At 45.2% G+C, this 20145-nt stretch carries 17 protein-coding genes and 1 pseudogene; 11 read left to right on the forward strand and 7 right to left on the reverse strand.

The window, feature by feature from the left end:
• Nucleotides 1–222 precede the first annotated feature (222 nt).
• The 3 genes from AACQ93_RS17425 to AACQ93_RS17435 all read left to right on the forward strand — a co-directional run bounded on the left by AACQ93_RS17425 (nucleotide 223) and on the right by AACQ93_RS17435 (nucleotide 2443).
• Nucleotides 223–1224, forward strand: a complete 1002-nt coding sequence (locus tag AACQ93_RS17425) for a LacI family DNA-binding transcriptional regulator (RefSeq protein WP_064607069.1) — start codon at nucleotides 223–225, stop codon at nucleotides 1222–1224.
• 107 nt (nucleotides 1225–1331) lie between these two features.
• A complete protein-coding gene (locus AACQ93_RS17430; protein ID WP_064607072.1) occupies nucleotides 1332–1667 on the forward strand; it encodes a zinc ribbon domain-containing protein YjdM in 336 nt (111 codons plus the stop codon).
• A gap of 134 nt (nucleotides 1668–1801) precedes the next feature.
• Complete coding sequence (locus AACQ93_RS17435) at nucleotides 1802–2443, forward strand: HD domain-containing protein (RefSeq protein ID WP_064607075.1); 642 nt, start codon at nucleotides 1802–1804, stop codon at nucleotides 2441–2443.
• A gap of 102 nt (nucleotides 2444–2545) precedes the next feature.
• On the opposite strand, the gene AACQ93_RS17440 is transcribed toward AACQ93_RS17435, so the two are convergent.
• Nucleotides 2546–3760, reverse strand: coding sequence for a ferredoxin reductase family protein (locus AACQ93_RS17440; protein ID WP_232323351.1), 1215 nt, complete (start codon nucleotides 3758–3760; stop codon nucleotides 2546–2548).
• A 530-nt stretch (nucleotides 3761–4290) separates the two neighbouring features.
• Here AACQ93_RS17440 and AACQ93_RS17445 point away from each other — a divergent pair.
• The 3 genes and pseudogenes from AACQ93_RS17445 to AACQ93_RS17455 form a co-directional block, all read left to right on the forward strand.
• Nucleotides 4291–5880 carry a tetratricopeptide repeat protein gene (locus AACQ93_RS17445; RefSeq protein WP_064607084.1) on the forward strand — a complete coding sequence of 530 codons (1590 nt, stop codon included), beginning with the start codon at nucleotides 4291–4293 and terminating at the stop codon, nucleotides 5878–5880.
• A 13-nt stretch (nucleotides 5881–5893) separates the two neighbouring features.
• Nucleotides 5894–6403 carry a hypothetical protein gene (locus AACQ93_RS17450; RefSeq protein WP_064607087.1) on the forward strand — a complete coding sequence of 170 codons (510 nt, stop codon included), beginning with the start codon at nucleotides 5894–5896 and terminating at the stop codon, nucleotides 6401–6403.
• Nucleotides 6404–6738: 335 nt separating this feature from the next.
• Nucleotides 6739–6989: pseudogene (locus tag AACQ93_RS17455) on the forward strand (MFS transporter); the annotation flags it as partial.
• Nucleotides 6990–7120: 131 nt separating this feature from the next.
• Here the strand turns inward: AACQ93_RS17455 and AACQ93_RS17460 are convergent.
• A complete protein-coding gene (locus AACQ93_RS17460; protein ID WP_064607093.1) occupies nucleotides 7121–8029 on the reverse strand; it encodes a LysR family transcriptional regulator in 909 nt (302 codons plus the stop codon).
• Nucleotides 8030–8118: 89 nt separating this feature from the next.
• On the opposite strand from AACQ93_RS17460, the gene AACQ93_RS17465 reads away from it, so the two are divergent.
• Nucleotides 8119–8775 carry a CatB-related O-acetyltransferase gene (locus AACQ93_RS17465; RefSeq protein WP_064607095.1) on the forward strand — a complete coding sequence of 219 codons (657 nt, stop codon included), beginning with the start codon at nucleotides 8119–8121 and terminating at the stop codon, nucleotides 8773–8775.
• 110 nt (nucleotides 8776–8885) lie between these two features.
• On the opposite strand, the gene AACQ93_RS17470 is transcribed toward AACQ93_RS17465, so the two are convergent.
• From AACQ93_RS17470 to norV, 3 genes are read right to left on the reverse strand one after another with little or no spacing between them, the layout of a single operon-like run.
• Nucleotides 8886–9230 (reverse strand): DUF1971 domain-containing protein, encoded by a 345-nt coding sequence (locus tag AACQ93_RS17470; protein WP_064607099.1) that lies wholly within the window; start codon nucleotides 9228–9230, stop codon nucleotides 8886–8888.
• Between the two features lie 27 nt (nucleotides 9231–9257).
• Nucleotides 9258–10418 carry an NADH:flavorubredoxin reductase NorW gene (norW, locus tag AACQ93_RS17475; RefSeq protein WP_064607101.1) on the reverse strand — a complete coding sequence of 387 codons (1161 nt, stop codon included), beginning with the start codon at nucleotides 10416–10418 and terminating at the stop codon, nucleotides 9258–9260.
• Complete coding sequence (norV, locus tag AACQ93_RS17480) at nucleotides 10418–11905, reverse strand: anaerobic nitric oxide reductase flavorubredoxin (RefSeq protein WP_064607103.1); 1488 nt, start codon at nucleotides 11903–11905, stop codon at nucleotides 10418–10420. The genes norW and norV overlap by 1 nt, the downstream gene beginning before the upstream one ends.
• 356 nt (nucleotides 11906–12261) lie before the next feature.
• Here norV and norR point away from each other — a divergent pair, with 356 nt between their 5' ends.
• The 3 genes from norR to AACQ93_RS17495 all read left to right on the forward strand — a co-directional run bounded on the left by norR (nucleotide 12262) and on the right by AACQ93_RS17495 (nucleotide 15806).
• Entirely contained in the window at nucleotides 12262–13812 is a 1551-nt protein-coding gene (norR, locus tag AACQ93_RS17485; RefSeq protein WP_064609594.1) for a nitric oxide reductase transcriptional regulator NorR, read from the forward strand.
• A 123-nt stretch (nucleotides 13813–13935) separates the two neighbouring features.
• Nucleotides 13936–15348: a DNA-3-methyladenine glycosylase 2 family protein gene (locus AACQ93_RS17490; protein ID WP_064607106.1), complete on the forward strand. Its 1413-nt coding sequence runs from the start codon at nucleotides 13936–13938 to the stop codon at nucleotides 15346–15348.
• Nucleotides 15345–15806, forward strand: coding sequence for a methylated-DNA--[protein]-cysteine S-methyltransferase (locus tag AACQ93_RS17495; protein WP_064607109.1), 462 nt, complete (start codon nucleotides 15345–15347; stop codon nucleotides 15804–15806). Before AACQ93_RS17490 ends, AACQ93_RS17495 begins: the two co-directional genes overlap by 4 nt.
• 4 nt (nucleotides 15807–15810) lie before the next feature.
• Here AACQ93_RS17495 and adeD read toward each other — a convergent pair whose 3' ends face one another.
• A complete protein-coding gene (gene adeD / locus AACQ93_RS17500; RefSeq protein WP_232323352.1) occupies nucleotides 15811–17574 on the reverse strand; it encodes an adenine deaminase in 1764 nt (587 codons plus the stop codon).
• Between the two features lie 11 nt (nucleotides 17575–17585).
• On the reverse strand, nucleotides 17586–19001 hold the full coding sequence (locus AACQ93_RS17505; protein WP_084419284.1) for an NCS2 family permease: 1416 nt from the start codon (nucleotides 18999–19001) through the stop codon (nucleotides 17586–17588).
• A 437-nt stretch (nucleotides 19002–19438) separates the two neighbouring features.
• Here AACQ93_RS17505 and AACQ93_RS17510 point away from each other — a divergent pair, with 437 nt between their 5' ends.
• Nucleotides 19439–20086: a TetR/AcrR family transcriptional regulator gene (locus AACQ93_RS17510; RefSeq protein ID WP_064607116.1), complete on the forward strand. Its 648-nt coding sequence runs from the start codon at nucleotides 19439–19441 to the stop codon at nucleotides 20084–20086.
• Nucleotides 20087–20145: the final 59 nt, after the last annotated feature.

Raw genomic sequence — 20145 nt, forward strand, 5'->3', positions numbered from 1 at the left:
TAACCCGTCATTTATCGTTTGTTAATCAGGTATTGAGTGGCTAAATTTGCAGTTAATCTCATAATCGGCTCGATATAACGGTGAAAATCAGGTTAATCGATTAACCTGGTTTTAATCAGTACTTAAAGCCGATATAACTGATAACCGTTAGCGGGAGCTGTGCGGGTGATTCAGCCCAATGAGCCTTTCGCTGTGGTTTTTCATCCGTTGGGAGTTAGGTGCGTGAAAGCAACCATTGCAGATGTGGCGAAGTATTGCGGTGTATCGACAGCGACCGTGTCCTTGGTGCTGACTAACAAAGGCCGTATTTCAGCTAGAACACGAGAGCGGGTTTTGGAAGCGGTTAAGCAACTGGGATACGTTTATAATCAGGCCGCCGCCAACTTAAGGCATAAACGCAGTAACCTGGTTGGATTGGTTATCCCGGAGATTACCAACCCATTTTATTCGGAAATGATTGCAGGGCTCAGTCACTATCTTGAAGAGAAGGACTCGCTATTGTTTTTGGCCAATGCCCAGGAGAGTGTTGAGCGGCAAGTCAAGTTTATCGACTCTCTGCTCAGCCAAAATGCTGGTGGGGTAGTGATGTGCCCGGCCATGGATACTGACCTGGATTATTTGAAGACGGTTGAAAGTCGTGGGTTTCCGATCGTACTGGCGGTCCGGCCGATAGGGGAGGACCTGTTTGATTTTGTTGGCACAAACAATTTTATGGGACTGCAGTTGGCCACCGAACATCTGATCAAAAAAGGGCATCGGCATATTGCCTTTATTGGCGGCCTTGAAGCATCAAAAACACGTTCTCATCGCTTGGGGGGCTATATGTCCAAGCTTATGGAGCATGGTATTCCCTTCAATGAAAACTATATTCGCAGTTGTGCGGCTAGTCGCTCTGAAGGAGCAAAGGTGACGCGAGAACTGCTGGAAAGATACCCTGAAATTACGGCAATTATTGGCTATCAGGATATTGTTGCATTTGGTGTGATGCGGGCGATTAAAGATCTTGGCCAGCGTGTCGGCACTGATATTGCTGTAGTGGGTTTCGATGACGTCGCAGAGGCTTCGGACACCAGCCCCACGCTTACATCGGTCTCGGTTTCAGCTCGGGAGATAGGCCGTGCAGCAGGAGAGATCATTTTGTCGAGAATGGAAGGTGACAAACAGCCATACAAGAGTGTTGTTTTCCCGCCAAAATTGGTGGTTCGGCAATCTTGTGGCGGTTGACAAACTCTTTGTTTATTCCTTCATGATGAGTTTGGTCTGATTCTCTCGCTAAGGCTGTTAATGGGCAGTATCATATACAACAAAATAAGTCACAGAAGTAGTAAGTTATGTCGTTTCCACCTTGTCCAAATTGCCAGTCTGAATTCGTATACCAAGATCAAAATCATTTAGTGTGTCCAGAATGTGCTCACGAATGGAATCCATCAGAAGTCGCGGCTGAAGATACCATTACAGTTAAAGATGCCAACGGAACATTGCTTGCAGAAGGTGACAAGGTCACTTTAGCTAAAGATCTCAAAGTAAAAGGCAGTTCACTGGTACTTAAAATTGGTACAAAAGCAGCCATTCGACGAATCGTCGATGGTAAGGATCACCAACTCGACTGCAAAGTTGATGGAGCGGGTGAAATGATGGTGACTGCTCAGTTTGTGAAAAAAGCCTGAGTAATCTTCAACTGCGCTATAACAGTGCAATCAGGGTGACCCGTTACACTCGGCGGTTTGAGTGGCGTTTTGTGTGCTTTGCTGTTTTTGTTCGGGGAACCTTGTTGCGGGTGTTAGCTGCAAAGGAGTGTTGAGTGACATTAGTTGAGCAATTTGAAGCTAAGCTTCTTGAATATATACAAGGTGAAATGGTTCAAGATTTAGCACATGACATTAGCCATGTATTACGTGTCGTAAACACGGCCAAATTGCTGTGTCAGAAAGAGCATGCAATTGAAGAGGTAGTTGTTCCAGCTGCTTACTTACATGATTGTTTTTCATTCGAAAAGAATCACCCAAATCGAAGTCAAAGCTCTAAATTTGCAGCGGATAAAGCGGTACATTTTTTGGCAGATATCGGCTATCCATCGAAGTATTTCGAGGCAATACATCATGCAATCGTGACACATAGCTACAGTGCTAATATCACTCCCGAAACGCTAGAAGCAGAAATCGTGCAAGATGCCGATCGATTGGATGCGTTGGGGGCGATAGGAATCGCAAGGTGCTTGCAAGTTAGCTCGAAGTTAGGGCGTCCTTTGTACTCAAATGACGATGCTTTTTGTACAAGTCGAGTTCCTGACGATAGTTCGTACACGATAGACCATTTTTATACAAAGCTTCTGTCTCTAGCCAGTACTATGAAAACAGATTCTGCTCGGGCTGAGGCTGAAATACGAACCAGTTTTATGCAAGAGTATCTCAAGCAAATGGAAGCAGAGGTGAGCGGCAGCTAGCAATGTGCAAATGAACGTGTAGATTCTATTTCGACAGCGTTAAGGAATCCCTCTCTTTGATTAATGGGGAGTTTAAAAGAGAGGGATTGTTAAATCATAAACCTAGCGCATTTTGAATAATTCTGTGTGAAACCGGTTTTCTGATACACCCGCAGCATTAAGTCCGGTTTTGAGTATCTCTCCAAACTGCTGAGGACCACAGAAACAGATGTCGAAATTCTTACTCTTCACTTTTTCTATAATTTGGACACTGTCCAGCGGTTCACCACTTTCAGCGTTAACCAAGTGTAGCTCGATAAAATCAAGGCGTTGAATAAGAGACAGTATTTCATTGCGGAAGAATGCTTCTTTTTCAGAATTCACACAGTAGAACAGGTGAACTTCTTTTAGCTTTACCTGCTGTTTTTCAGTCTTCCTTTTTAACCAGTAAAGGCGGGAAATAAATGGCACGATACCAATACCTGCACCGACCCATACCTGTTTCTCGAATTCAGGGATTTGGAAAGAGCCGTAACCACCTTCTACAGTAACCTTCTGACCTGCTTTGAGGTTGTTGACCAGTTTGTGGGTATAGTCGCCCAGATCTTTCACACCAAACTCAATCAATCGGTTCTCTGCGTCGAAGTTCAGCACCGAGAATGGGTGTGGTGATTCCCCGTCATGGAAGTTCAGGTACGCAAATTGCCCCTCTTTGTAGCTGATATCCGATTCCAGATTGATAGAAAAACGTACAGCCATATTCTGATCAGACTGCACAGCGTACGCCTTAACGTTTCCTACTTTTCCGTCAGCTTTATTTTTCTTGCCAATGCTTCCAGACAGTGACAGCCATGAACACCAGATACCAACTATAGAAATTATTGCAATGGCGATATTCATAGGAATGGTGCCGATGTTCCAATCCAGCAGGAGTACAGTATGGAAAATACCGGCGAACATCAAAAGGCCGCCAATTTTGTGGGTGAACTTAAACTTCTTGTAGCTGATTGCCTGAACAAGGCTAATTATGCTGAAGATAAGGAATACCTTAAAAGAAATATCACCAACGTGTTCAGCTATAGCGTGCCAGTTCATACCTTCAATTTCAGGTTGTGGCCCTCGGCTTGGTCTTTGGAGAATACCTGAGCCAACAAGCCATTGGCCGCTCTTGATGATAAGCCAGTGGGAAAAGAGAGAGACCATGGCACCAATACCCAAGTTTTTATGTAGCTTATAACTTTTATCTAGGCCTTTTACCTTCTCCTCCACCCAACGAAAACGTGCTGCAAGTAAAACGGCAAGCCCCATATAGCCCAGACCAAGTAGACCTGAGTACATGGTCAATTGATGACGCCAGGAAAAAAAAGTTGTCTAAACTACTCCAGTTCACCAGTAGGCTTGGCAACCAGAGAAGAGTGAGTATGACTGTAAATCTAAACATAATTCGTTGATCATCAATAACAGGGGAATAATTGATGAGCATAATAAGAATGAAATGTGACGCTATAAAGCAGGTTTGCAGAGCCTTAATTAGCTTTACTTATCTTGACATTTCAGGGGGTAAAAAGCAGTAGGTCTACTGGACTTATGTTTGCCCCATTTCAAGCTAGAGTGAAAACTTAACCACCTTAACTTTACGTAAATTTTCCTTAGTAAAAGTTATTTCAGTAGCCACTCTCTTTGCCAGTACGCTTACTACGTCTTGTAGTCAGAAAAAAACTGCGTTCAATGCAATTATAATCACATGTAAAACTAAAAATAGCGATAACTGATGACTTTACCCATGCAACTGCTTGAAAGGTCAAGCTGTGTTTTGTAGCATATTTGATAATAATTACAAATTATTACAATGCTTTAAGGAAAAAATAATGTTAAAACGCAAGTGGTTGGCTAGTGCTATAGTCACATTGATGCTGTCGGGTTGTGCAGCAACATATGAATCGGCAGAAGAAGCCTATCAAGATGGTGATTATGCTAAAGCAAGAGAATCTTGGCAAAAACTGGCTTTAGAAGGCGATAATCGTTCAATGTATCGTCTATATACCTCAACGAATCGTCCATCAGATGAAGATATTGGTTGGCTAAAAAAAGCGGCGGATTCTGGTTTGGTAAATGCTCAATTTGATTATGGTATGCATGCGCTTGAGCAAGAAAATTTCAAAGAGGCACAAGCATACCTTATTCAAGCGTCAGAGAATAAATCAGAGAAGGCATCAAAAGAGCTAGCTAACAATAAAGACTTATTTCCTTTATGGCTAAAAGCAGAAGAAAGTGACGCTTACTCAATAAAGAAACTTGGTGAGCTATATTGGGAGAAAAAAGAATATAAGCAATCCCTAAAATGGTATGAACGATGTGTTGATAGCTATACGTATTGCTCTTTCTATATGGGACTTGCTTTTGCTAATGGCTACAGTGTTCCACAGGATTATAAAAAAGCGATTCATTGGTACTCTAAATCAGCAAAAGACGGAAACAAGGACTCAGCTAGAAATTTAGCGTGGTTATATGAGAATGGACAAGGTACGAATATAGACAAGGAATCAGCCTTCTATTGGATGTCAAAAGCAGCTTCTTCAGGTTGGACAGTCCCAACAGCCGCTTTGGGAAGATATTATTTGTACGGAATTGGTACTGAAAAAGACACAGATAAAGCATTTAAACTACTATCGAAGGTTGCGAATGAGGATAAGTACGCTGCATATCATTTAGCTGGGATGTATTTTAATGGCAATGGGGTAAAGCAGGACTATCAGAAATCATTTGACTGGTACTCTATAGCAAGTAAATCAGATAATGCCGCATCTGATTATTTTATTGCTCAACACTATTATAAAGGGTTGGGTAGAGATAAGGATCTAACACAAGCTTATAAATGGTATCTTCAATCTGCTGAGAAAGGGGATGTTGACGCTCAATTCAGACTGGGGTGGATGTTAAGTAATGGCGAAGGAGTTCCTGCAAGCTCCAGAAAGGCATTCAAATGGTATCAGAAAGCAGCCGAGCAAGGCTCTGTCTCAGCTCAGAATAACCTTGGGGTTATGTATGACCAAGGTCGTGGCACAGAAAAAGATCTTTATCAAGCTTTCAAGTGGTACGAAAAGTCGGCCAGGCAAGGTAATGATGTAGCGCAGAATAACTTAGGAATAATGTATGAAAATGGTACAGGGGTAAGGAAAAGCAATCAATTAGCTGCCTTCTGGTACGCAAAGTCTGCACAACAAAATCACAAAAAAGCGCAATCAAACCTAAGTGGAATACTAAATAAGCTTAGAACTAAAACCGTTCAGATAAAAAAAGCTTCGGTGTACAACGAAAGCAATTTTGACAGTAAACAACTGCTTACATTACCACAAGGTCAGCGTGTTTATGTGTTGTCCTCTGGAAGTAAATGGACAGAGATATATGTCCCTAAAAACCACACCATTGGTTACTTAAACAATACTCACCTTTACTAAAATGGATTGAAAAATGAAGAAGTTAATCTTTGCACTATTATTTATATGCCAATCGGTGTACGCAAACCCTACTGTATTTGGGCTAACGATTGGTGAAACTACTGTTGAACAACTTAAAAGTAAATACAATGTATCCCATCAAGGTATCAATAAGTATAGTCAAGGTGATATGTATCAGATTCCTCGAAAGCAAATACAATTTGAAGGAATTAATGATGTGACTGTGATCTTTAGTCGCTCCAACAAACTGATTGCGGTTTTAACCGAACTGCCGAAAAGTAAGTTTGATTATTTGAATGGCACTCTTGGGAAAAAATATCAACTAGTAAACCAAAAAATCCCTTTCGTTGGGAATAAATCTGCGACATACAAAGATGGTGAGACTGAGATTACATTGGAAGCTCCACACATGAGCTTTCAACTATCTATGAATTATATCCACTCAGACCTTTTGAAAGCCTTTAATACCCAAAGCGAAAAAGAGAAGAAAAAGAAACAGCAGCAAGAGAGTTCAATGCTTTGATCTAAATAGGTCGTTATTTTGTGCTCACTAGATGTGACGAAAGTCATAGCATCAGAGCTTTCAAGTTACTTTTTCTCATGTTTTAGAAACGATTTAGAGCTATTTACCTAAATCGTTTCTGTCCAAAAGTGAGTTGGATGGTGTGGTGTAGAACTGTAAGCTTAGGTCAAACTACACCACCGAAACCGTCAGATCGCGTATGAGTCAGTACTGATGGCCCTTTACTTCATTCATTTCAGCGTTTGTTGTCAATGGAAATACCTGCTGTCGTAGAACCCATTCGCATGTAACTATTTACAACATTATTATCCTCACAACTGATTTGTGAGGTTTTCATGATCCTATTTCTTATTTGCAGTTTCATTCTTGTATTGTTGTATCCTACCGCTATCGATCTCTATCTTGTTGGTTTACCCCAGATTGCCGCTGACCTTAATGCAACAGAAGCTCAGCTTCACATCGTTTTTTCTGTGTATTTGGCCGGTATGGCAAGCACCACGCTTTTTGCGGGAAAAATAGCTGATTCTGTCGGTCGAAACCTGTTGCTATTACGGGGGCCGTGATTTTCGCAGGAGCCTCTCTAATCCATTTACGATGATTTGGCACAAGCGCAATGCTTACAATCCCAAGGTTTTGTGGCTGAAAGACACCATCAAATCACTTTATTGTTGAAACACTTAAGCATCGCCAACATGCGGAGCACTTGAGCTTTGGCGATCAAACACCTTTTAAGTGGTTTCGGAAAAAATCAACGAATACTCTGGTGCGCTTGGGTAAATGTTCCCTTTTGGGATAGAGAATATACAAAGGTAATATCGGGCTTGTTTCCCAATCGGGAACAAGTTGAATGACCTCTTTTCGTTTTTCCTGCGGCAGTTTGGATAGCGCTAAATCATCCAGCATGGTAACACCGCACCCGCTTAACATGGCATCAACCATCGACGACACAAGATTGACACTGAACGCGCCCTTTAGCTTGATGGGTACCGCTTCCTTGGTCGTTTTATTCTGAAACGTCCAGTTATCTAACATGAACTCTGTATTTCTATAAAGAATGTGGTTGTATTTGTCGAGTTCGGAAGGATGTTCAATCTCACCGTGGCTTTTAATATAACTCTCATGGGCGAATGGCTTGCAATGCAGTGAGCGAAGATAATGCCCGACATAACCTTCCGGCGGGGAGTCAGTCATGAAAAATGCAACATCAAAGCCCGACTCAATGAGGTCTAGCGGACTTTCTGTAAAGATAATCTCTATCTCTAATCCTGGGTACGCCTGATAAAACTGAGCTAAGGGCTCTGTTAACAATATCGCACCGAATGATGCTGAAGCCGCTACACGCAGTTTGCCAACAACCTTTTCTGTTGAACATAACTTTTCGTTAATAACCTCAGCGCTTTCAAATAAGTACTTCACCTGCTTGTAAAACTCAACGCCGTCATAAGTAAGGTTGAACTGGCGGGTTGTCCTTTGTATCAACTGAACAGAAAGAATGTCTTCAAGCTGCTTTAGCTGCCTGCTCACGTGCGCATTTGAACAATTGAGCCTCCTTGCTGCACCAGCAATACTTTTTTCCTCACACAGTGCGATGTAGATGGGGATATAGGTGAGCCACTTTATTTCCATATGGTAATTCTGAATAACTAAATGAGTGCTACTGGAAATAATAGAGGGGATTTAAACTCCCGGCAATACAGAGAGGAGGAAGGTAACAGATGCAGTTATTCAACAGTTGGCTTGAGGGCCAAAACTTAAAAGAGCATGTCTCCAACCCCAATATTGAGGTTGGAGACTACAGCTATTACTCGGGTTTTTATCATTCAAAGTCGTTTGAAGAGCAGGCTGTTCGCTATTTACTGGGGGACGAGTCGACCAAGGAAGTATGGGCAAGCGGTCAGTTTGGAGATGTAGACAAGCTGCGCATAGGAAAGTTTTGCTCCATCGCGTCGGGAGCCACTTTTATGATGGCGGGAAACCAGGGCCATCGCATTGATTGGATCTCAATATTTCCATTTTCAGCAGAAACATTTGGTGGCGATGTTCAGGATGGATTCCTGAGAGCGGGTGATACTGTAATAGGCAATGATGTTTGGATTGGCAGTGAAGCGATGATTATGCCAGGCGTTCAAATCGGTGATGGTGCCGTGATAGGTGCCAGGGCTGTGATTACAAAAAATGTCGAGCCTTACTCTGTCGTTGTCGGTAACAATATCGTGGTAAAAAAGCGATTTGATGAAAAGTCGATTCAATCACTGTTAACGATAAAGTGGTGGGATTGGCCGCTGGAACATATTAAGGGCGCGATGAAATTGCTGTGCAGCGGGCAAATTGAGGAATTAGAGCGATACTTCTTCAAGAATTTGTCAGCCTGATCCAGATAGCTTTTGTGTTTCAGAACGAATATCAGCAGTTCGATATAACTGTAATCGGGCAGGTGCCTGCCCGATGATCTCAGTTTTGTATTCGCTTGTCTGAAGGCTTATTAAGTGTCGGATTTGGTGTTGTACATTTTCTGATTTGTCTTGTCGGACTCAGACCAGAAATTAATGTTGAACTGGGCATCGTCACTTAGTTCGATCCGATGCCAGTACTGCGGAGGGCTGGTAGCAAAATTGCCCGCTGGGATTACAACTTTAATTTCCGGCTCGGTGGCGTTTTCGTCGGCAAAACCGAAGTAAGTTACGACACCTTCCATTACACAAAGCTGGCCGAATACACCTTCAGCAGTATTGTGATGGGAAAGCAGCGCCGCAGGTACGTTCTCTTTGGTAAAAAACGGCGTTGAGCGTTGGATGGTCCAGTTTTTGGGAATGCGTTGATGACTCATAATATCTCTCCTGGCTCTTTGAATTAGTTAGCGCTCTGAAGTGCCTGAATTAGCTGTTTGAAGTTCTCGAAATAACGGAAATGCCTGGCTTACATTTTCTTTGGTGACCACGAAACCTGTGAGTTGCTGTTCCCGGTTATAGGCTTTTGCCAGTACGCCCTGGTCAGAAAACGTAACCTGCCATTTTGATTCGGCGTTAAATTGCCCACCAGACTGAACGGGATAGTTTGGTGTCTTTACCTTAATCATCATGGCCGGAACTTTCAGCTCGCCAGCTCCGGTCAGCAGGTGACTGGCAAGCGCATTAGCACTTAGAATGATCGGTTGTAGAAACGCCATTACCTTGCCGTTGATTTCAGCACAATCGCCAAGTGCATAGATATCTTTGATGCTGGTTCTCAGTTGACTATCGACAACAATACCGTGATTTACGTTTGCTCCGATCTGCTTTGCCAGCGCTGTATTTGGAAGCAGTCCGGCGGCTGAAATGATGCAATCAGCGCGGTATTCAATACCATTGTTGGTAGATACTGCCAGCCCGTCGTCAGCGTCATTAATCGCGGTAACATAGTTTCGGCTATCAATATGCAGACCGTCATTGCGTAGCTGTTTCTCCAAAGGTGTTGAAACAAATTCTGGCATTACACTCGCCATCAGCTGTTCACCCGGCTCAACAATCCGAACCTGTTTGCCACTGGATGCCAGATCCATTGCCAGTTCCACCCCGATAAGTCCGCCGCCCATGATCAGAATCCGTTGTGAGCCTGCGATATGCTGTTGAGACTCCCGGTACTCTTTCAGGCTGTTAAGGGTGATCACTTTATCGACAGCATTACCCTTGAGTTTGGGTACAAAAGCGTTGGCACCGGTTGCCAGAACAAGTTTCGAGTACCGGTAGCTGGTGCCGTTAGCGATGATGGAGTGCGCCTCAGCGTCGATCGCCTCTACTCTGGTATTTGCAAACAGTTCTACCTGGTAGTGACTGGCGAATGCTTCACCCGTCATTGAGATCAGATCATCAGCGGTCTGCCGACGGCTAAAGACATGGCTGAGATCTGGTTTGTTGTACTCATCACCGTTGTCCGTCGTAAATACCTGGATAGCAATATCACTGTTTTTACGGCGTAAGGTTTTAACCAGCTGGTAAGCGGCAAAGCCGCTACCAATGATGATAAGAGGATCTGTCATCAGGCTGCCTCCCCATTGCTTTTGTTGTGTTCAATGAAGACGTCTTTGCCTAGGTTGCACTCCGGACACAGGAAGTAATCCGGTACTTCATTCCACGGTGTACCAGGTTCAACACCCTGATTCGGCTCACCAGTCGCCGGATCGTAAATCCAGTTACATACGGTGCAGATCATGCACTGGCAGTCTGCCGGGTGGGAGCTTTGTTTGGTTGGGACGACTTCTGCGATCGGTGCTACCGGTTCAGGTTTGGTTGTTGACTGAGTCGGAGTTGAAGCCAGGGTTGCTTCTGAATGTATAGCCCATTGCTTAGCAATCTGGCGACCGTGTTCACGGCACTCGCGCATGGCTTTACCGTCCGGACGCCATTTGGTTTTCAGGCTCAGTGCAGTTTCAAATCCGGCATCTGTCAGGCGAGCGTGAATACGGTCTACCGCACCACCGTTCCAGCCGTAACTGCCGAAGGCTGCCGCTTTTTTGCCTCTGAATCTCAGGCCAGTGATCTCTTCCAGCATACCGGCGATTTTAGGCATCATGACATTGTTCATTGTGGATGAGCCGACAAAGATACCTTTTGAGCGGAATACGTTAGCCAGGATTTCGTTCTTATCGTGTTTGGAAACATTGAATACCTTAACCGCCACTTTCGGATCAAAGTCGTGGATCCCCTGGGCAATGGCATCAGCCATCATGCGGGTGTTGTTCGACATAGAGTCGTAGAAGATGGTGATACGATCTTCCTGGTAGTTATCAGCCCACTCTAGGTACTGGTGCACAATCTGAGTCGGGTTATCGCGCCATACAATACCGTGTGATGTGGCAATCATATCTACCGGGACATTAAAGCTCAGTACCTCTTTAATCTTGGCGGTCACCAGATTGCTGAACGGCGTAAGGATGTTGGAGTAATAACGCAGGCACTGCTCCATTAGCTCATTCTGATCTACCTCATCGTTAAACAGGTGCTCATCACAGTAGTGTTGGCCGAAAGCGTCATTACTGAACAGAACAGCATCACCGGTTAGGTATGTCATCATGCTATCCGGCCAGTGCAGCATAGGTGCTTCAATAAAGATAAGCTGCTTGCCGTTACCGATATCAATGGTGTCGCCCGTCTTAACTGTTTTGAAGTTCCACTCGGGGTGGTGGTGATGGCCAACGATAGAATCGATCGCCGCTTCAGTACAATAAATCGGTGTACCTGGTATTTTCTCCATCAGTGCTGAAAGCGCGCCGGAGTGGTCTTCTTCTGCATGGTTAACGACGACAAAATCGATCTCTTTCAGGTCGATTTCCATCTCTAGATTTTGGATAAACTGATGACTGAATCTGTGATCAACAGTATCGATAAGTACTGTTTTTTCTTCACGGATCAGGTAGCTGTTATAGCTGGTACCCTTGGTCATCTTATACTCGGTACCATGAAAGTCCTGAACTTCCCAATCACGTTGACCAACCCAGTGGATGTTATTTTTTACATGAATAGTCATCTTATTTACCTTAAAACAGTTACGACGTTTTCAGATATAAGAGCATGATGTATGCCATGTTTTTAAATCTTTATTTATCAATGCCTTATGATTTGGTGAGGTTGGTTTTTGTTAATTTGACAATATGGATGGCATTGTTAAAAAGATAAATATTATCTAAATGATAAAGACTTTTAGAGGCGATGCTGAGAGTGTTATTTAAGGATTAATAGTAAAAAATAGATTCTTATTTTTTATCTTAAATCAGAATCTTAAGTTCTTTTTTGGCGTGTTTTGTCATTTGGATAAAGATAGGTCGTTGTCTTTAAGATACAATTATTGCCAGTAATACAAAGCTTATGGGTACGAACATGGTTATGGCGAAGGTTGGTAAAGAGTGGATACAGGTTGCACTGGATATTACATCTGGTATCTCTGATCAGGACAGGTTCGACAGATTGCTCTCAACAATCAGGCAGACGCTGAATTGTGATGCTTCAGCCTTGCTGCTATTTCGTGATCAGCAATTTGTTCCGCTGGCCATTAATGGTTTGAGTGCCGATGTACTCGGACGTCGATTTGATATTGAACAACATCCACGCCTCGAAGCCATTGCAAGGGCGGGTGATATTGTTCGTTTTCCGTCTGACAGTGATCTGCCAGATCCTTATGACGGGCTTATTCCTAGTCATGAGGATGAACTCAAAGTCCATTCCTGTATCGGCTTACCGCTTATGCTGGAAGAACGCCTGATAGGCGCGGTAACAATAGATGCCTTTGATCCGACCCAGTTTGATAACTTTAAAAATGACGACCTGCGAATTATCAGTGCGCTGGCAGCAAGTAGCCTGAATACAGCATTGTTGATGGAAAAACTGGAGAGATCGGCAGGGATCGAAGCCAGTACGCCAAGGCGCTCTCACAAGCTTAGCCAGCAAGTTGAGATCATTGGAGAGTCACAGCCTATGCTCGAGCTTAAGGCGCAGATAGATGCCGTGGCTGATACGGATCTTTCTGTATTGATTATGGGTGAGACGGGTGTCGGTAAGGAGTTGGTAGCCAATGCCCTTCATGCTCAGTCTGCTCGCTCAGATAACCCTCTTGTTTACCTGAACTGTGCCGCGCTGCCGGAATCCGTGGCAGAAAGTGAACTGTTCGGGCATGTCAAAGGGGCATTTACCGGAGCAATCAGTAACCGTAAAGGCAAGTTCGAACTGGCGGATAATGGAACCTTGTTTTTAGATGAGGTAGGTGAATTATCGCTTCCTTTACAGGCTAAACTACTCAGAGCTTTGCAATACGGCGATATTCAGCGAGTAGGTGACGATAGAAATATCAAGGTGAATGTTCGTATCATTGCAGCTACCAACCGTGTAATGCATGAGGAAGTGAAAGAAGGTCGTTTCAGAGCAGACTTATATCATCGCCTGAGTGTATTTCCTTTGTTTGTTCCGCCATTGAGAGAGCGGGATAAAGATATTGTTCTTCTTGCTGGCTTCTTTGCTGAGCGGTGTGCACATAAGTTAGCGGTAGCCAATATTAGTTTTGATGCGAGAACCTTGTCTATCATTCAGAGCTATCCATGGCACGGTAATGTTCGTGAACTGGAGCATGCGATAAACAGAGCATCGGTTATCGCAAAATCAAACAGCCAGACAGATCAGATTATATTGCAGCCGAGGCATTTTAATCTTTCTGGTGAGTCAGTCGGTTCACAAAATACCGAATACCAGCCAGATGTCACTACAGATACTGATATGAATGAATACCGGCAACTTGGATTAAAAGAAGCTGTGGATCAATTTCAGACTCAGTTGGTTGAAAGTACTTATCTGGAGAACAATAAAAACCTGAGCGCAACAGCGAAGCAGTTAAAAGTCAATCCGGGCAATTTACACCGCTTAATGAAACGCCTGAATTTGAAATAGGATCAGGGATTGATTTATCGCAGCTCGGAGTGCCAGTATTCACTACCGATTCTGGCTAGTTTTACTGGTTAATGTCTTTAGACTAAAGAGATAAGGACGTTAAAACAGGAAGAGAACCGAGTTGTGGAACTGACCTCCGCCCAATGCCAGCAAGCCAGACTTGCCAGAGATCACCGTTATGACGGGCTGTTTTTTACTGCGGTGAAAACCACCGGTATTTACTGCCGTTCAGTGTGTCCGGCTCCGGCCCCGAAAGAAGAAAATGTCGAGTATTTTCCGACGGCCATAGCTGCAGCTAATGCTGGTTATCGCCCTTGTTTGCGTTGTCGCCCTGACAGCGCGCCCGGCTCTCCGGCATGGTTGGGGAAAAATGCCACTTTGAATCGTGCGTTGCGCCTGATTGATGAAGGGGCATTGTCTGAGCATCCGTTGCCCCGCCTTGCCGAACGGTTGGGGATCACTGAGCGTTACTTGCGCCAGTTGTTCAGCGATGAAATCGGCTTGTCACCCAAATCATACAGTCTGTATCAGCAGTGCCTGCTGGCGAAAAAGCTGCTGCATGATACCCGAATGCCTATAACCGATGTGGCACTGGCTTGCGGATTCAACAGTATTCGCAGGTTCAATGACTGTTTCAGGCAACAGTTCTCCCTTACCCCGACGCAGATCCGTAAGCAGGGTAAAGGCTCGGTTACAACAGGCAAAAAGATTGCAGGTAAAAGCATTGAAATTACCCTGGCTTATCGTCCGCCGTATAACTGGGCTTATCTGCAACAGTTCTTCGCGTCACGTTTGATCCCCGGACTCGAATGGCTGGGCGATAACAGTTACGGTCGGACATTTCATTATGGTAACTGTTTTGGTTATTTCACCGCGCATCATCAGTCGGGTAACGCTTCTTTTCGGGTTGAGCTACAGCTTTCAGAACTCAGTTATTTACCTCGGGTGATTAAGAATATTCGCCGCTGTCTGGATTTGGATGCTGACGTTCGGTTGATAGAAAGTCAGCTCAGTCGGGCGCTGGGTTGTGAGTCGTTGGCGATGGAGGGGATTCGTCTGCCGGGAATCTGGAGCCCGTTTGAAGCCGGGATCCGGGCGATATTGGGACAGCAGGTTTCAGTGAAAGCAGCACGAAATTTGGTCGGGCAGTTTGTGGCACTTAATCCGGATAATCATCAGTCGGCGGATTCGGCACAAACACAGTATTTTTTTCCGAGCCCGGAGCAAGTCAGTCTCTTTGATCTTGAAAAGCTAAAGATGCCGAAACGCAGACGGGAAACGTTGAGGTTATTTTCAGATTATGCGGCCAGCGATAATTCTCTGGATGATAACGCAGCCTTGTTGGAGCTGCCGGGGATTGGCCCGTGGACAGTGAACTACCTGCGAATGAGGGGGCTCAGCGACCCGGATATTTTTCTCTCCGGTGATTTGGGTGTAAAGAAGGCACTAGAGATGCTGCCAACCTCGTTTGATGGTACTCTCGCTGCTCCCTGGCGCAGCTATTTGACTTTGTATTTATGGAGCCTTTTGTCATGAATAATCAGCTATTAAACACTCCGATCGGCTGGTTGAATATTGTCGCTGATGATTCAGCTGTTATTGCGATTGAGTTTGATGCTGATCCTGAGGCTGTACAGGAGCCTAATTCAGTCTCAACCAATTGTTGCCAGCAGTTGTCCGCTTATTTTGATGGCAAGCTGAAGGATTTTGATGTGCCGCTGAAGATGCATGGTACTGATTTTCAGCGCCAGGTATGGCAGGCACTTAACCATGTTCCTTACGGTGAGACATGCTCCTATGCCGATATCGCCAATAAAATCGGCAATCCGAAAGCGGTAAGGGCCGTCGGTGCTGCAAACGGGAAAAATCCGATTCCGATTATTGTCCCTTGTCACCGGGTGATTGGCAGCTCCGGCAAGCTGACAGGCTATGCCGGAGGTTTGGACTTAAAAGTCTGGCTATTGGAGCATGAAAGCGGTGCGAGCCGTCAGTAAGGTATCACTCCTTCTGTAGTTCGATGACTTTAAATTGTTCGACATCAACCAGCCCTTTCACGGTGATTTTCAGCGATGGGATCACCGGCAGGGCAAGAAAGCTCATCTGAACAAATGGCTCGTCAACGGTAATACCGATCGCCTTTGCCGCTGCTTTCAATGCTACGATTTGGCTGGTGATGTTTTCAGAGCTTTCGAGACTCATGATCCCGCCTAACGCCAGATTAAGATCGGCTGTCACCTTTCCATCCCGGACGACGCAGTAACCACCGCCGATATCTAACAGGTGATTAACTGCCAGGGCTATGCTCTGTTCGTCAACGCCGATAGCGACAATGTTATGAGAGTCGTGACCAACACTGGTCGCGATGGCTCCTTGATTGAGTTCAAATCCTTTTACCAGTCCCATTACCGGCGGTAGCTGGTGGCCGTAGCGTTCAACAACAGCCAGCTTGTTGATACCCGGTTGATCGAACTCTTGTCCGTCGTAGTGGCAGACAAGGTGGTTGGTCAGCAGTTCATTGTGGACAATTTCAATGACATGGTAATCCCCGTTTTGTAGTGAGACTGCAAGTTCTTCTGCTGTGAGGGGAGCATGCTGCATAGTTGGCTGCAACGGTGGGGCAGAGGCTTCCAGTTTACTGGTAACTGATTCGTCGAGTCTGAGTTCATCAACAAATTGACCGCCAATCAGCACTCTTTGGATATCAACCTGATGAAGATCCTGAACCAGGTTGATGTCTGCTTTATAGCCGGGAGCAATCAGGCCAAGGCGGTGCAAACCAAAGTGGTGGGCTGCTGACCATGATGCAACCCGATAAGCGAGATGCGGCGGTATGTTGTGATGCTGGATCAGCCGTTTAACCATATAGTTGATATGGCCTTCTTTGGCGATTTCATGTGGATTCCGGTCATCGGTACACAGCAGGCATTGCGGGGAACTGTATTCGGTGATGAGTGGTGCCAGAGCATCAAGATTTTTCGCTACCGATCCTTCACGCAGAATTACCGCCATGCCTTTGGTGAGCTTCTCTTTTCCTTCTTCAAAGTTGGTGGTTTCGTGGCAGTTCTGGATGCCGCTGGTAACATAGGCTGACAAATCAAGCCCGCTGACCAGAGGACAGTGACCGTCGATATTGAGGCCGCTGAAGGCAGAAAGTTTATCGTGTATCGCCGGATTGGCGTTGATAACGGAAGGATAGTCCATCACTTCGGCCAGGCCGAGAACATGCGGATGGTCGACAAAGGCTCTCATCTCTTCCAGGGAAAAATCACTGCCGTTGATATCAAGATCGGCCACGGCCGGAACACAGGAGCTGATCTGGACGAACATATTTTGTGTCATCATCTCGCTGCAACGCAGGAACCACTCGATAGCTTCTTTACCGATAACATTGGTCAGTTCATGGGGATCGCAGACAATACTTGTGGTGCCGAGCGGCAGGGTTGTCCGTTCAAATTCAAACGGGGTCATGGTTGAGGTTTCAACGTGCATGTGGCCGTCAATAAAGCCGGGAACGGCTGTTTGGCTGTGGCAGTCTACCGTTCGTTCTGCGTTCAGCGATTCTGCTTCTGCGCCAACGGCGGCGATATGTCCTTGGTCGATCACAATCGGGCCGGGAATTGTTTCGCCGTTGATCAGGTCAAGCACAGAGAGGTTCGTCAGCTTCAGTGCCGCAGGTTTTTCTCTGCGTTGTACTGCGAGTATTCGGAGCAGCTGTTCCCTGCTGATTTGTTGGGTATGTTTGTGCATTAGATTCGACATCATTTTTCTCCTGATTAATGACCGTCGACGAAGACAAATTTAATAATGAACAGCAGTGCAACAATGGCGACGCCGGGGTGGATTTCACTCCAACGCCCGCTGCCTGCTTTCATTACACAATAGGTGATAAATCCGGTTGCGATCCCTTCGGTAATAGAGAAACTGAACGGCATCATGATGCAAGTAACAAAAGCGGGAGCTGCTTCTGTCATGTCGCCCCAGTTCACCTTTGCAAGGCCGGATGACATCAGAATACCGACGTAAACCAAAGCACCGGCTACGGCATAACCCGGCACCATGGCAGCCAGCGGTGAGAAGAAAATCACGACGATAAACAGCAGCCCGGTGACAACCGCAGTCAGACCTGTGCGTCCACCGACGGCAACCCCAGCCGAACTTTCGATATAAGCGGTAACAGTAGAGGTGCCCATGTAGGCGCCGGTTACGGAGGTAATTGAGTCTGTCATCAAGGCCTGTTTCATCCGAGGGAAGCGGCCGCGGTCATCGGTGATCCCGCACTTTTCCGTTACCCCGATCATGGTGCCGGAGCTGTCGAACAGGCTGACTAGGGCAAAGGAGAAAATCACACCGGCCAGTCCCAGATCTAAAGCGCCTGCAATATCGAGCTGGCCGAAGGTATTCTCAATGCTTGGTGGCATTGAGATAACACCAGTAAAGGTGACATCACCCATGATTGCGGCAATGGTAGTTACGACCACGATGGAAATCAGCACAGCGGCATGAATACCACGGGAAGCTAAGATAACGATAATGAAGAAGCTCAGGGCTCCGAGTACGCATTGCAATGAGCTTAAATCGCCGACGGTGATCATGGTGGCCGGGCTGGCAACCACGATGTCAGCGTTATTGAGGCCGACTAACGCAATCAGAAGGCCGATGCCACTCGGAATACCAATTCTCAGGCAGCGCGGAATGTTACTCAGGATCCATGAGCGGATCCCAAGCAGCGACATTAGAGCGAAACAGATGGCTCCCCAGAAAATAGTTCCCATACCTGTCTGCCAGCTTATTCCCATACCGACAACAACGGAGAAAGCAAAGAAGGCGTTAAGTCCCATGGCTGGCGCCAGTGCAATCGGCAGGTTGGCTATCAGCCCCATGGCGATACAACCTAGAGCACTGATCATACAGGTCACCACGAAAACCCCGCTGGGATCCATTCCGGCGGCAGACAAGATTTGCGGGTTTACAAAGACGATGTAAACCATGGTCATAAAAGTGGTGATACCGGCGATAATTTCTGTGGAGAGGGTAGTGTTATGGGCGGAGAGTTTGAAGAAACGTTCGATGAAACCAGGCGGATTTCCGGTTTGGCTGTTTTGTTGCGGTGAAGGTTGTTGCGGTTTAGGTACTGAGCTTCCGGGGAGCTCATTGACGGGGGCACTATTCTCGTTTCCAGGTACGTTCATAAGAGATTCCTTTTCTATCTTCTGTCTGACAGATAAGTGCCGGGCGGGAATAGTTCACATGAACCCATAGTATGATTCTTGTATTAACTGGATCTATTTTTAATTCATTTCTATTTATATAGAAAATGTCGGATTCATATTGTAACTATTCGATTTTAAAGACCTCTGGCACGACAAGTTACGTTTTATATATTGGCATTGCTCAACTTTATTGTAAGTAAAGGTCATGAATAAACAGGTTGATCGGGTTCTCACTTTATTAGCTTTATTATTCCGCAAACTCAGTCATTTGATGAATTCGTTAATAATGGATTGATTTAAATCAAATGCTTTTGGGGTATTCATTACCAAATATCAGAAATATGAACAGGTTTGGTTTTTTCTGAATTTGTTTAAGGTGTAATCAGCCAAATCTTTTGCAATCGATCAGGAAAGGAATGAATGCGTTAGCTAAAACCCGTGGCAGGCCAAGGCAGGAGGCGGATCAGACTTGTTGTCAGCAAGTGATTCTGGATATTGCCCGAAAGCTGTTCATGAAGCACCCGTATGAGAAGGTTACTACAAGGCGGATAGCCGCTGACGCGGGCGTTGATGTTGCTTTGATTAGCTACTATTTCAAAAGCAAAGCTGGGCTATATAAGGCGGTGTTTGACGATATTTATTCCCCATTCTTTGCCAGGTTGAATCAGTTGGAAAAAGCCTCTGCAACCCGCAATACCATCGAAGATTTATTTATGACGATCTTTTATCTGGATATTGAACATCCGGAATTGCTCGGAATTATATATAAAACCCTGGTGCTGAAAGACGGGCCGCGACGAAGTTTTATTGATAAATCCATTCTGGCTTATACCGACGCTTTCCATATAAAAATATTTACCACTTTACAGGGGAAAGGTTTTATTGACCCGAAACTAGATGTCTTCCTGCTTAAAGATAGTTTCAATGCGCTGGTGATGATGCCTTTTTTCTTTTATCCACTTAAACGGGAAAATTGTTCACAGGAAGAAACCATTGCTTACCTTGAGCAGTTATACCGGCAAAATATCCATTTATTCTTATATGGCTGTGTAGTGGATGAATAAAGCCCCGATTTATTCTTACAAATCGGGGCTTTGTTTTATTGTGTTGTTTTATCGCACAA

Origin of the sequence: Photobacterium sp. J15 (assembly GCF_963870815.1) — a bacterium.
GTDB lineage: Bacteria > Pseudomonadota > Gammaproteobacteria > Enterobacterales > Vibrionaceae > Photobacterium > Photobacterium marinum.

Coding starts and splice junctions, on each gene's coding strand:
- AACQ93_RS17430 (WP_064607072.1), top strand. CDS start 1,332: ATGTCGTTTCCACCTTGTCCAAATTGCCAGTCTGAATTCGTATACCAA.
- AACQ93_RS17460 (WP_064607093.1), bottom strand. CDS start 8,029: ATGGAAATAAAGTGGCTCACCTATATCCCCATCTACATCGCACTGTGT.
- AACQ93_RS17440 (WP_232323351.1), bottom strand. CDS start 3,760: ATGTACTCAGGTCTACTTGGTCTGGGCTATATGGGGCTTGCCGTTTTA.
- AACQ93_RS17465 (WP_064607095.1), top strand. CDS start 8,119: ATGCAGTTATTCAACAGTTGGCTTGAGGGCCAAAACTTAAAAGAGCAT.
- adeD (WP_232323352.1), bottom strand. CDS start 17,574: ATGATGTCGAATCTAATGCACAAACATACCCAACAAATCAGCAGGGAA.
- norR (WP_064609594.1), top strand. CDS start 12,262: ATGGCGAAGGTTGGTAAAGAGTGGATACAGGTTGCACTGGATATTACA.
- AACQ93_RS17495 (WP_064607109.1), top strand. CDS start 15,345: ATGAATAATCAGCTATTAAACACTCCGATCGGCTGGTTGAATATTGTC.
- norW (WP_064607101.1), bottom strand. CDS start 10,418: ATGACAGATCCTCTTATCATCATTGGTAGCGGCTTTGCCGCTTACCAG.
- AACQ93_RS17450 (WP_064607087.1), top strand. CDS start 5,894: ATGAAGAAGTTAATCTTTGCACTATTATTTATATGCCAATCGGTGTAC.
- AACQ93_RS17445 (WP_064607084.1), top strand. CDS start 4,291: ATGTTAAAACGCAAGTGGTTGGCTAGTGCTATAGTCACATTGATGCTG.
- AACQ93_RS17470 (WP_064607099.1), bottom strand. CDS start 9,230: ATGAGTCATCAACGCATTCCCAAAAACTGGACCATCCAACGCTCAACG.
- AACQ93_RS17510 (WP_064607116.1), top strand. CDS start 19,439: ATGAATGCGTTAGCTAAAACCCGTGGCAGGCCAAGGCAGGAGGCGGAT.
- AACQ93_RS17505 (WP_084419284.1), bottom strand. CDS start 19,001: ATGAACGTACCTGGAAACGAGAATAGTGCCCCCGTCAATGAGCTCCCC.
- norV (WP_064607103.1), bottom strand. CDS start 11,905: ATGACTATTCATGTAAAAAATAACATCCACTGGGTTGGTCAACGTGAT.